We start from the raw sequence: 11,385 nt of genomic DNA, 5'->3' as shown, positions 1-11,385 counted from the left end.
CACAGGGCCACAGGGCCACAGGGCCTCAGGGCTTCAGGGCTTCAGGGCTTCAGGGCTTCAGGGCTTCAGGACTCGGGACTCGGGACTCGGGACTCGGGACTCGGGACTCGGGACTCGGTCGGTAGGCCAGGTCCGATCTGGCGATGGTTCCATTCGGCAGAACTCTGGGCTTGCGTCGTTGGTCACTGGATGCACGAGGTTCTGTAGGGTCCCTCGCTGACGCGTCGGGTTATGAAAAACCAATGCCTCACGCAAAAGCGCAACTTCAAAACTGACGCGTCGGGTTTCCATTTGGACGGGCTTGGTAGCTCATCGTGCGAGTAGCCCCATCGTACGAGGAGCCCCATCGTACAAGGAGCCCCATCGTACAAGGAGCCAGGTGCACGTCCGAATTCTTGGCGAATCCGGCTACGAGCACGAGCACGAGCACGAGCACGAGAGCTAGAAGCTCAATTCCGGGTCAGGTCCCAGGCGTTGGACCAGGTGGTTTGGGTGGGCTTCATTCCGAAATCGTTTTCGAGTCGGTCGGCCATGTCGGGCAAGTGGCCGGCACCGTAGAACACTGCGATGGTTTCTTTGCCGGCATCGAGTTCTTGCTTGAGGATTTCAAACGCCTTGCGGTTGCGGCCTTTGATCAAGGTGTTCTCGCCGTTGGCGTCGTCCATGCCGGCGGTCACCAATTCAATGTCCACCAACTGCCGCGCCATGGCTCGCTTCATGTTCATCGGCCGATCTTTGCCGCTGAACATCGCCATCATCAATCCCGCGTCGCCGCCCGTCTTGGCTTGCGATGCGATGCCGGCACCGAGCATGCGAGCGATCATCTTCCAAATGCTGTCGCCGCGTTTTTCAAGGTCTTCCACAAACTCTTCTGGGCTCATGTCGGCATGGCGAAAGTTTTCAGCCATGTAGTCGATCTTTTCGAGTTGGTACTCCAGGTTCAACATGTCTTTCATGCCGGTTTGAACCGAGGCCAAGATCGAACGGCGCTCTTCCAAATCCTCGGGGCGAATGCGTGTGCCGTCGGGAGCGACCAATTCGTAAAGCACGCAATCGTACTTCGACAGTTGTTCTTTCAGTTCCGTGTAGTACTCGTCTTGTCCGATGTGAACGACGCCAACCAAATCGACGATCGCGCCGTCGTATTGCGTCCCGGGTTGCCCGACAAACTGAACCGTCGCGGTTTGCAAGGCGACCGGTTTGCCATCGACTTCGTGCACGCGAACATAAGTGGGTTCTTCAACGGTCGGCGCGTCCTCCGTCGCAACGGGCTCGGCGGGGGCCGCGGCAGTTTCCGCCGGTGCGGGTGGCTCCGCGACGGGAGTTTCTTGTGCCGCGGCGGGGGCGCAGCCGAACAACGCGCTCAAGCAAACTGCCAACCCGCTGGTGCGAACACGGCGAGGAAGATGTTGGCAGGTGGATGGGATGGCGACCCGCAACGCTGTGAGTCCGGGAAGAAAATGACGTGTCATCGAGATCGCTCAAAGGTCATAGGAAAGAGGCGGCCTGCTTTCACCATAGCGCCAGAACCGGTTTCCGGCAAGCAAACACGTGCTGGTGGAGGCTGAATGGGCAGCATTTGAAAGCCAGCGGATCACTTAACAGCCTGTTGATTATTCGATTTCACTACCCGACGCGTGGGTTTTGAAGTTGCGCTTTTGCGTGAGGCATTGGTTTTTCATAACCCGACGCGTCAGCGAGGCGAAGTCAACATCGTTTTTCCCTCGCTGACGCTTCGGGTTATGAAAAAGCTGACGCTTCGGGTTATGAAAAAGCTGACGCTTCGGGATTTGAGAAAAGCCCAACTTCAAAACGCGTGGGCAAGGGATCCATAGGCACGTTGCCATGGCACGCGATCCCTCGCTAACGTTTGGGGGAGGACTCACTCAACAGCCTCTTACAGGGCGAGCAAACGACGCACCCTGGGCGCGGTTCGATTTTCCATTCTCTGCGTGGAGAGGTTCAGCTCGCGGTGGATGCCAAAGAAGACGGGGCGAGTTCATCGAGCAAGCCTGCCCAGTCGCCTGCAACCGCGGTGTCGCCCCAGCGGGCCGCGATCATCACGCTGTTGATGCCCGATCCGATGCCGAGCATCGCCGTTTTGTCGTGGGATGATAATTCACCGGTCGCGGCCGCGGCGGCCACGGTCAACGGCAGCGCGACCGAGCCTGTGTTGCCGAGCGCGGGGAACGTCACGCTGTCTCGATCGGCGGGCAACTGCATCGCCTCCAGCATCCCGATTCGGTGTCGGGATCCGACTTGGTGGCAAATGGAACGGTTGATTTGATCACGGGACCATCCGGATTGATGCAGCAGTTCGGCTAGGGCGGCGACCCCAGTGGCAATGCCTTCGGCCATCAAGGTTTCCGAGTCGGTTTCCATCAGCGGTTGCATTCCTGCTCCAGCCGTGTCTTGATCGCTGCGGCAGAGATCGTGATGAGCGGTGTGGGCACGGGCGATCGCGTGGTCCAGCGTCGTGGCGTTGGGATGCAGGTCGCGGTGAGTCAGCAGCCAAGCACAGCTTCCCGAACCGATGGTGAGCGATGCGAACGCGGGCTTGACCGTTTTGCGAGTCAATTGGGTGTCGGCGTTCAACGACGCGATGGTCGCTTCCATCAAAGGGCGACTGTTCTCGGTGCCCACCACGATGCCGGCGGAGATCATGCCGGACTGGATCATCGTCGCGATCTGGACCGCTCCGTTGAGAACGCCCAAGCACGCGTTGGAAACATCGTAGACCCAGCAGTCGGGTGACAATCCCAGTTCGTGATGCACCCGGGAGGCGGTGGCTGGTTCCAAAAAGTCCCTGCAAACGCTGGCGTGAATCAGAGCTCCGATTTGGTCGCGATCGACACCGGCGGCTTCGATCGCGTGTTGGCCGCTTTGGATGCTGGGGCCGCTGGGAACCGTTCCTGGTTCCCAAACTCGGCGGCTGTTGATGCCGCTCATCATGGCCAATCGGCCTTCAGGCAGCTTCAGGCGGGAGTAGAGCGGTTGCAGATCCATTTCGATCTGTTCGCTGGTCCACTGGGACGGGGGAATCGTGACTCCGATGGAAGCCAACGCAACGTCGGGAAAATGCACGGGGACGGTCCTTCAAAACCTAAGGCTTTTCGACAAACGGGGCCCTCACAACCTCAGGCCTTCCAACGTGCTGGAAAAAAATTCCGAGCACGGTGACCGTCGGTTCGGTCGCGAAACAGATTACCAGATTGCTTGGGCTGAACGAATCACCTGGCCGGCGATGGCCCTGAACGCTAGGCCGCGACCAGGGGATGCCGAGCACGGAAATGCAAGCTAATCGGATTGGGGTTGCCAAGGAATGGACTTGAGGGAAGATAAGGTCCCCTAGCGGCACCGTTCAAAACGAGCGTGTCGATTGAGAGGACAGCTCCATGATGTCGACGAGAGGCGTCTGATGCGGTCGGCAAAACCGCGCCGGTGGGATCAAATCTGAGTCAGGGGGAGCGACTGCTTTCCCCCCGAAGGGGTGCGGAGTTCCCATCGAGATGCGCAGAATAACCCACAAAACGGCCCAGAAAACGGGTTTTGCTAGCAAAAAAAGCATTTGCTAGCACTACCTGTAGTGTCTCGGGGAATCTTTCTCACAAGATATCGTTCTTGCTTGGTGTTGTGAAACTCCGCCTCTAATCTCCCCGCACATCAGACGCGACACCGTCGCCGCGCCGCTTATCATTCACCTCACTGGGAGAGTCCGGGAAGCAAAACAGCCAGTTTGTTTCATGATGACACAAGCTGGATTGGTCTCCCATGGTTGCCCTTATCCCTGCCCGACCAGCAGGCGGCATCATGCGGCTGAGGCCACACGGTTTTGATTCTCGCTCGATTGAATTCAGCATCTGACCGCTGGCTTCAATGCTTGACCTGTGCGGGCCACACCAAACGCCGATACGAAGAGGATCTTCCCATGACGCGCAAGCCTTTGATTGGTTTGAACGCCGATTTCCGTGCCGCAGCTCGCAGCACCCCCGCGTTTGCCTACATTGCCGCTGGATACTACCAGGCCATCATCAACGCGGGTGGCATTCCTGTTTTGGTTCCCCCGCAAGCCGATGAAGAATCGGTGGCCCGAGTCTTGGACGCCGTCGAAGGTTTCTTGTTCATTGGCGGTGGCGACTTGGACCCTCGCAACGACGGATTCATGTTGCACCCCAGCGTGCATCCCATGGACGCTGCTCGCGAAGCCAGCGATCGAATGCTGATGGCGGAAATTGCCGAACGTCGGATGCCTGTTTTCGGAATTGGCGTCGGTATGCAGTTGATCAACGTTCAGCAGGGCGGCAATCTGTTCTTGCACATCAAAGAAGATTTGCCGGAAGCGGTGCCACACTTTGACGCTCAAGACGTCAATCACCGTCACACTTTGAACGTCGAAAGCGATTCGCTGATCGGCCGCGTTTATGGCGATGGCGAAATTCGCGTGACCAGCCGCCACCACATGGCGATCGACGAAGTGGCTCCTGGGTTCCGCGTCACCGCACGCTGCCCCGATGGTGTGATCGAAGCCATCGAAAGCGAAATGATTGACTGGTTCGCTTTGGGAACTCAGTTCCACCCCGAGTCCGAGGCTGCATCGGCTCTCGACATTCGGATCTTCGAAGAGTTCGTCGACGCTGTCCGCGAACGCAACCAAGAGGCACCTGCACAAGAGGGCGACGAAGCCTACCGCTTGGTGGCTTGAGAATCGAAACCACACTACGGAGAGAACGTTGACGAAGAGCATTTTTTGATCCCTTCCCACCGGGTTCGCTGCCCACGGTTGTCCCGCGAGAACCGTTTCCGCCAAAGGATTGGCGGGTTGGCAGCACGGAAGCATCGCCTGATGCGGCGAACCCGGTGAGAACGGGACTCCTTTGCCGGAGTCCCTCGCCTTCAAGGATGAAGGTCGTTGGAGGTCACGGATGGCCTTGATCGAAATTGCAATTCGGCAACACTGCAAGTCACGGCTGACAAGTTCAACCGGGTGCGTTCCACAGGGACGCACCCGGTTTTTTTATGGACCAAGATCGCTTCTAGCTTCTAGCTTCTAGCTTCTAGCTTCTAGCTTCTAGCTTCTAGCTGCTAGCTGCTAGCTGCTAGCTGCTAGCTGCTCGTGCTCGCCGTCCGACGGGCTCTCGAGCCCGTGCAAATCGAAACCCGACGCGTTAGCGAGGGACCGCGCGCATCCCCCCGCATCCCCACGCCGGCCCCATCCGGGGCCGAGGTCTTTCATTACGGTCGCAGGATCTCGTTGTCGCGTCGGGCTCGTTCTTTCTGCTTGCTCCCGTAAGGTGCCACCCACCATTCGCGCTCTTTGAGCGCCTCTCCGGAAACGATGTTTTGGGGGGAGTGACATCGATACACGAGGTCGAGCTAAGCCGTTCAGGCGTACGTGCTCCCGTAAGGTGCCACCCACCATTCGCGCTCTTTGAGCACCTCTCCGGGAACGATGTTTTGGGGGGAGTGACATCGACATACGAGGTCGAGCATGGGATGCGGCGCGGGTTGCTCTTCTCCTGGAATTCTCGCTGAACGCTCGCTTTCCGACCCCTCCCGCTGCGCAGGTTTTGAAGTTGCGCTTTTGCGTGGGGCATTGTTTTTTCATGACCCGACGCGTCAGCGAGGCGAAGTCAACATCGTTTTTCCCTCGCTAACGCTTCGGGTTTTGAGAAAATCGCGGCTGCAAAATACGCGGGCGGCGTGCTCAAGGCATTGCACGCACAGAAGTTAAGGAATGCACGGTCTCTGAGTTGGGGGCCTCGCTCGCCGGGGTGTGATGGGTGGGCTTCGCTGGCCCTCACGGGCAGGAGAGTCGGTCCCTGCGCAGCAAACAAGCTGCACTGGCGGACCAGAGCAGCTTGCCGTGATTTGGTTTCGTTGTTGGCCGAACCCAGCGATCAAACGCGGCGGCGTTCTTTCAGGCGAACGGCTTTTCCGACCCGATCGCGGAGGAAGTACAGTTTGGCACGGCGGGTGACACCGCTGCGTTTGACTTCGACTTTTTCGATGCGAGGGCTGTGAACGGGGAATTTCCGTTCCACACCTTCGCCGGCCACGATGCGGCGAACGGTGAACATTTCGCGTGAGCCTTGGCCACTGCGACCGATCACGACGCCGGTGAAGACCTGAACCCGTTCCTTGTTGCCTTCCAAAATCTTGGTGTGGACATCGACGGTGTCGCCGATTTCGAACTGGGGAGCGTCTTCTTTTTGGTTGGCCTTGTCGACCATGTCCATGATGGCGTTGTTCATTTGGAAACCTCTGTGATGTTCAGGAGAGTTTGTTGGTTTGTTCGTTGTCTGGTTCGGAATGCTCGGGCAGCAAATCGCGGCGGCGGTCAATCGTTCTCGTCCGGCTTTGTTCGGCTCGCCAGGCGGCGATGGCGGCGTGATCGCCGCTGAGCAGAACATCGGGGACGGTGTGGCCTTCGAATTCACGGGGCCGGGTGTACTGGGGGAACTCGAGCATCCGATTTCCTCGGCTGAACGAATCATCCAGGCTGCTTTGTTCATCACCGAGCACGCCAGGCAGCAACCGGACGACAGCGTCAATGATGGTCATCGCGGCGACTTCGCCTCCGTTGAGGACAAAATCGCCAATGCTGATTTCTTCGGGTTGAAGGATGTCCAACACACGTTGGTCAAATCCTTCGTAGCGGCCGCACATCAACAGGATGCGATCGCTGGTGGCCAGGTCTTCGGCCAACCGTTGGTCGAGCCGTCGACCTTGCGGGGTCAACAAAATCTTACGAGCCGGGACATCGGCCATGGCGTCCACGTCCCGAACGCAGTTCACGGTCGGTTCGACTTGCAACAACAGTCCGGGGCCGCCGCCGAAAGGGCGGTCATCGACTTTGCGATGAGGGGTGTCTTCGGCCCAATCTCGGAGGTTGTGTCGCTGAATCTCTACCAAACCTCGAACAATCGCCTTGTCCAGCAAGCTTTGGGTCAGATAACCGTCAAAGATGGCTGGAAACAGGGTGACAACGTCGAATCTCACTCCGTGGTGGCTTCTGCTGCGGGAGCATCATCGGTTGAAGCTTCGGCGGCTGGTTCTTCCGCGGGTGCTTCTTCAGCAGGAGCTTCGGCGGCCGGTGCGGCTTTGGGAGCAGGAGCTTCTGGTGGTGGTGTGTAGTCTTTGCGGCGTCCGAGTCGCTCGATGGCAGCCTTTTGAGCTTCCAGATGCGATCCTTCGGTGCCGTATTTTTTGATCAGCACAGCAACCTTGTCGCTGGGTTGAGCGCCAACGCCGAGCCAGTAATCGACGCGATCCGCTTTCAAGGAGGCACGAGCGTCCGTTTCGGGGCACATTGGATCGTAGGTGCCGAGTTCTTCGATCACGCGGCCGTCACGTGGGTTGCGTTGATCCACTGCACAAACACGAAAGAAAGGACGGTGCGTGCGTCCCATCTTTTTCATGCGAATTCTTACTGCCATGTCGGTCGTTTCTCCAAGGAATTGAGGTTGATTTCGGGGGCTGAAGACAGAGGGCTGTACCTGCTCTGGTCTCGGCCCACTTCATCTCACTCAGCGTTTTTTACGTTTGAGTTTTCGTTTGAGCTTTTCGCGTTCTTTTTTTTGCTGAGCTTTTTGGGCGGGTGAAAGCCGCTTTCCGGTGCCCTGCTTTGTTTTCAAGCCGCCGAGTCGGGGGTCGCCTGACATGGCGTTGGCTTGGATTTGACGCATCATCGCCATTCGATCGCCGGTGCCCTTGCCGGACATCGCTTGCATCATCGGCTTCATCACGTCGTATTGTTTGATGAATTGAGTGATGACGGGAGATTGCACGCCAGCACCCTTGGCGATTCGGGTGCGACGGGTCGCATCGATCAGTTTCGGGTTTTTGCGTTCGGCGGGGGTCATGGAGTTGATCGCCCCAATGATTTGTCGGATTTGGCCGCCGGCCGCCTCCGATTCCATCATGTCTTTGAATTGGCCCATGCCAGGCATCAAGCCCATCATGCGCCCCATCAACCCAGGCTGGGCGACTTTTTGCATCATGTTCTTGAAATCGTCGAGCGAGAAATCACCGCTGGCCATTTTGGCCTCCAGTTCTTCTCGTTCCTGTTCATCGACGATTCGGTGTGCTTCGCGAGCCGCGGCGACAATGTCGCCCATCTGCAGGATTCGGCTGGCCATGCCTTCGGGGCGGAAGGGTTCCAGAGCATCGAAATGCTCGCCCGTGCCCATGAATTTGATCGGAACACCGGTGACTTGTTTGACCGACAACAGGGCTCCGCCGCGAGCGTCCCCGTCGAGCTTGGTCATCACCACGCCGTCCAGTTCGAGCGCGTCGTTGAACGCGCCTGCACTGTTCACCGCATCTTGGCCGGTCATCCCGTCGACGACCAAGTAAACCTGGTCCGGGCCCACTTTGCGGTCGATTTTCTTCAGCTCTGCCATCAGTTCGGCATCGATTGCCAAACGACCGGCGGTGTCCAGAATGACCACGCGGTTGCCGTCGCGACGGGCCATTTCCACGCCTGCCTGGCAGACCTTCACAGGGTCTTTGTGATCGGTTTCGGCATGAACCGGGACACCGAGTTGTGACCCGATGACTTTGAGTTGTTCGATGGCGGCAGGGCGTTGCAAGTCAGCGGCGACCAGCAACGGGGTGATGTCTTGTTCTTGCAGCAACTTGGTGAGTTTGCCGCAGGTCGTCGTTTTTCCGCTTCCCTGCAGGCCGCACAGCATGATGACCGTTGGACCGTCGGCTTTCAAATTCAGAGCCGAATCGACGGGCCCGAGGGTTTCAACCAGCTCGTCGTAAACGATCCGGACCAGCTCTTCTTGCGGCCGAAGCGAGAGCAGGACGCGTTTCCCGAGAGCTTTCTCCGTGACGTGCGCCATGAAGTCCTGGACGACGCTGTAGCTGACGTCGGCCTCGAGCAGCGATTGCTCCACGATCTTGAGACCGTCGCGCATATTGCCTTCGGTCAGTTTGCCTTTGCCAGACAAACTTTTGAAAGCGGATTGCAGACCGTCGGAGAGTGAATCGAACACGCGTCAGGAGGGGCGGGCGAGAAAGCGGTTTTTCCAGGAAAGCCCGGCAGTTTATCCAGGACGCCTCCGTTTTGTAAATGGAGAGAACGTCGAATTTCGCCTGGAAAACGTTTTCAGGGGACTGTGGGAGGTTTGGGCACAAGGGACGCTCCCGATGGGGCCGTTGTGGGGAGTTGGTGTGGGGCCCCTCGCTGCCGCGTTTTGAAGTTGCGCTTTTGCGTGAGTCATTGGTTTTTCATGACCCGACGCGTGAGCGAGGCGAAGTCGACATCGTTTTTCCCTCGCTGACGCTTCGGGTTGTGATTTCGTCGGGCTTGGCGAGTGGCGAGTGGCGAGTGGCGAGTGGCGAGTGGCGAGTGACGGGTGACGGGTGACGGGTGACGGGTGACGGGTGACGGGTGACGAGCACGAGCACGAGCACGAGCACGAGCACGAGCACGAGCACGAGCACGAGCACGAGCACGAGCACGAGCACGAGCACGAGCACGAGCACGAGCACGAGCACGAGCACGAGAAGCTAGAAGCTAGAAGCTAGAAGCTAGAAGCTTCCCAGCGGCTCGTGACCTAACGTGTCACGCAGGTTGCGATCCTATGTGTGTCGCCAAGAGGTTCACTTGGCGATGGATTCCCCCCGCAACCGCCTTTCACGGAAGATCAATCTCATGGCTAAGTTTTACGTTCAGTGTGGTGCCCGTTCTTTGGTTGTCGACGCGATGGATGCGGATGCCGCTGCGATGCACAGCGTGGATCTTACCATGCAGCCTCATTTGTGGATCTACGACGACGAAGGGCTGACGGATTCGGATCGGCACGGCCATGTGATGTTGGAGGCCTTGATGCACATGGCAACCGAAATTCGTGTCAGCGAGCAAGGTTTCGATCGCGAGGATGCGCTCCGCTTTGGGACACCGGACATGGTGCACCAGTGGCATCAAACCATGGTCGGGCTGGCTCGATTGATGATGGCCGCGGGGCTTGCCTCACGCCCCATGCGACAGTTGGCGACGGCCGCGGTCGGCAAATCTGGTTGCGGATCTTCATCGGAAGCCGAGACCAAGCGTTTGCCTCGCTGAGAGAGCCTGGATTGCAAGTTGTCAGTGCTCGGCCCTCGCTCTCGTGTATGCCGGAACGGCGTCGCTCGATCTCCCCCCCAAAACTTTGAGGTCGTGCAGTTTTTAAGTGCTGTGTTGCCAAACGTTTATCATCGCCCTCCCCCTGGGAGGGCCGAGCGAAGCGAGGGGAGGGTCGAGCATCGGAGCCAGCGCGTAGCCCTCCCCGGCCCGGAACGGGCCGACCCTTCCAAAGGGAGGGTGAAATAAAACTGCACGACCTCCTTTGTTTCGGGAGAGGTGCATCGTACCGAAACTCGCTGAAACGCGGCCTCGATCAACTGCCCCATCTCCCGGAGGTGGCGGTTTAGCTGGCAGCTAGCTTGGCTTTTTCACCGCAAGGCGAATTGGTTCGATCGTGTTCGCCGTTTGGTTTGCGGAACCGGCCTTCGCGGCAAGCTTGATCGATCGCGTCGTCGAGGACTTGGTTGTAGTAACTCAGGCGGGTTTCGGCGTGATCCAGCGAGCCACCAAAGGATCGCTCGAGATCCAGGTAGATCAATGGGACGGGAAGCTCGGTGACTTGCAGTCCGGCTGCCGCGGCTTCCACCCACAATTGAAGCGGCATGGCGTAGCCGTCGTCGGTGATTTTCAGCTTTTTCAGGCCTTCCGTTTGATAGGCTTTGAAGCCGCAGAACGCGTCGGTCAGTGAAAACCCGAGTCGCCGATTGATGTCCGCCGTGATTCGGCGGTTGATAAACATTCTTTCTTGTGGTGGTGCATCGTCACCTTCGAACTCCTGCAGGTACCGGCTGCCGGAGACGATGTCGGCATGTCGTCCGGCCTCGATGAACTGGGGGATTCGGCAGGGTTGGTGTTGGCCGTCGCAGTCCAGTGTCACAACGCCTTCGTATCCATGTTCGATGGTGTGGGCGAAAACGGATTGCAATGCGGCGCCATAGCCACGGTTTTGGGGGTGATGGACGACCGCGACGGATTCAGGCATGCGTTCCGCCCAGGCTTGGAGGCGCTCTCGGGTCCCGTCGGTGCTACCGTCATTGACGACCAGGATTTGGCTCGCGTGTTTCAGGACGTTCTCAAGGACGTCATCCACGTATTGAGCTTCGTTGTAGACGGGCAGTGCGGTCAGCCAAGGTTTCATCGTTCAGTTCTCTTTCGGTTTTTGTGCGTGCTCGGCGAGATACCGGCACTGCTTCGGCTTGGTCAAGATGTTGCCGGGCGGCCTATCCCCGCCAATCCGACCCCGCGACCGGGGTTGGCCGATGCGGGACCAGTGATGGGGGGGGGATCGTGCGGGTGGCGACCAGGGTAAA

10 protein-coding genes are annotated in these 11,385 nt (G+C 58.5%); 2 read left to right on the top strand and 8 right to left on the bottom strand.

All coding sequences use genetic code 11. The annotated features are described in order from the left end of the window. Positions 1 to 449 precede the first annotated feature (449 nt). Together ACF8AM_RS15285 and ACF8AM_RS15280 are read right to left on the bottom strand one after the other, a co-directional pair. Positions 450 to 1,472 carry a hypothetical protein gene (locus ACF8AM_RS15285; protein ID WP_392556464.1) on the bottom strand — a complete coding sequence of 341 codons (1,023 nt, stop codon included), beginning with the start codon at positions 1,470 to 1,472 and terminating at the stop codon, positions 450 to 452. A gap of 490 nt (positions 1,473 to 1,962) precedes the next feature. Continuing rightward, positions 1,963 to 3,084: a 3-oxoacyl-ACP synthase III gene (locus tag ACF8AM_RS15280; RefSeq protein WP_392556463.1), complete on the bottom strand. Its 1,122-nt coding sequence runs from the start codon at positions 3,082 to 3,084 to the stop codon at positions 1,963 to 1,965. A gap of 844 nt (positions 3,085 to 3,928) precedes the next feature. Here ACF8AM_RS15280 and ACF8AM_RS15275 point away from each other — a divergent pair. Further along, complete coding sequence (locus tag ACF8AM_RS15275; protein WP_392556462.1) at positions 3,929 to 4,702, top strand: gamma-glutamyl-gamma-aminobutyrate hydrolase family protein; 774 nt, start codon at positions 3,929 to 3,931, stop codon at positions 4,700 to 4,702. A gap of 1,195 nt (positions 4,703 to 5,897) precedes the next feature. Here ACF8AM_RS15275 and rplS read toward each other — a convergent pair. From rplS to ACF8AM_RS15250, 5 genes are all read right to left on the bottom strand, one after another. Next, complete coding sequence (rplS, locus tag ACF8AM_RS15270; RefSeq protein ID WP_392556461.1) at positions 5,898 to 6,251, bottom strand: 50S ribosomal protein L19; 354 nt, start codon at positions 6,249 to 6,251, stop codon at positions 5,898 to 5,900. 19 nt (positions 6,252 to 6,270) lie between these two features. Further along, entirely contained in the window at positions 6,271 to 6,999 is a 729-nt protein-coding gene (gene trmD, locus ACF8AM_RS15265; protein WP_392556460.1) for a tRNA (guanosine(37)-N1)-methyltransferase TrmD, read from the bottom strand. After that, positions 6,996 to 7,418 carry a 30S ribosomal protein S16 gene (rpsP, locus tag ACF8AM_RS15260; protein ID WP_392556459.1) on the bottom strand — a complete coding sequence of 141 codons (423 nt, stop codon included), beginning with the start codon at positions 7,416 to 7,418 and terminating at the stop codon, positions 6,996 to 6,998. The genes trmD and rpsP overlap by 4 nt, the downstream gene beginning before the upstream one ends. A 108-nt stretch (positions 7,419 to 7,526) precedes the next feature. Next, positions 7,527 to 9,002 (bottom strand): signal recognition particle protein, encoded by a 1,476-nt coding sequence (ffh, locus tag ACF8AM_RS15255; RefSeq protein ID WP_392556458.1) that lies wholly within the window; start codon positions 9,000 to 9,002, stop codon positions 7,527 to 7,529. 235 nt (positions 9,003 to 9,237) lie between these two features. Continuing rightward, entirely contained in the window at positions 9,238 to 9,513 is a 276-nt protein-coding gene (locus ACF8AM_RS15250) for a hypothetical protein (RefSeq protein WP_392556457.1), read from the bottom strand. A 151-nt stretch (positions 9,514 to 9,664) separates the two neighbouring features. Here ACF8AM_RS15250 and ACF8AM_RS15245 point away from each other — a divergent pair, with 151 nt between their 5' ends. Then, positions 9,665 to 10,075 carry a hypothetical protein gene (locus ACF8AM_RS15245; protein WP_392556456.1) on the top strand — a complete coding sequence of 137 codons (411 nt, stop codon included), beginning with the start codon at positions 9,665 to 9,667 and terminating at the stop codon, positions 10,073 to 10,075. Positions 10,076 to 10,418: 343 nt separating this feature from the next. Here ACF8AM_RS15245 and ACF8AM_RS15240 read toward each other — a convergent pair whose 3' ends face one another. Further along, positions 10,419 to 11,213, bottom strand: a complete 795-nt coding sequence (locus tag ACF8AM_RS15240) for a glycosyltransferase family 2 protein (protein ID WP_392556455.1) — start codon at positions 11,211 to 11,213, stop codon at positions 10,419 to 10,421. Positions 11,214 to 11,385: the final 172 nt, after the last annotated feature.

It is taken from the genome of Rhodopirellula sp. JB055 (genome assembly GCF_043100905.1).
In the GTDB taxonomy this organism is placed as follows: Bacteria; Planctomycetota; Planctomycetia; order Pirellulales; family Pirellulaceae; genus Rhodopirellula.
This window is presented reverse-complemented; position numbering and strand designations above follow the sequence as displayed.

What these genes read in the sequence shown, in the direction of transcription:
- ACF8AM_RS15275 (WP_392556462.1), top strand. Translation starts at nt 3,929, where the DNA reads ATGACGCGCAAGCCTTTGATTGGTTTGAACGCCGATTTCCGTGCCGCA.
- ACF8AM_RS15245 (WP_392556456.1), top strand. Translation starts at nt 9,665, where the DNA reads ATGGCTAAGTTTTACGTTCAGTGTGGTGCCCGTTCTTTGGTTGTCGAC.
- rplS (WP_392556461.1), bottom strand. Translation starts at nt 6,251, where the DNA reads ATGAACAACGCCATCATGGACATGGTCGACAAGGCCAACCAAAAAGAA.
- ACF8AM_RS15240 (WP_392556455.1), bottom strand. Translation starts at nt 11,213, where the DNA reads ATGAAACCTTGGCTGACCGCACTGCCCGTCTACAACGAAGCTCAATAC.
- rpsP (WP_392556459.1), bottom strand. Translation starts at nt 7,418, where the DNA reads ATGAAAAAGATGGGACGCACGCACCGTCCTTTCTTTCGTGTTTGTGCA.
- ACF8AM_RS15285 (WP_392556464.1), bottom strand. Translation starts at nt 1,472, where the DNA reads ATGACACGTCATTTTCTTCCCGGACTCACAGCGTTGCGGGTCGCCATC.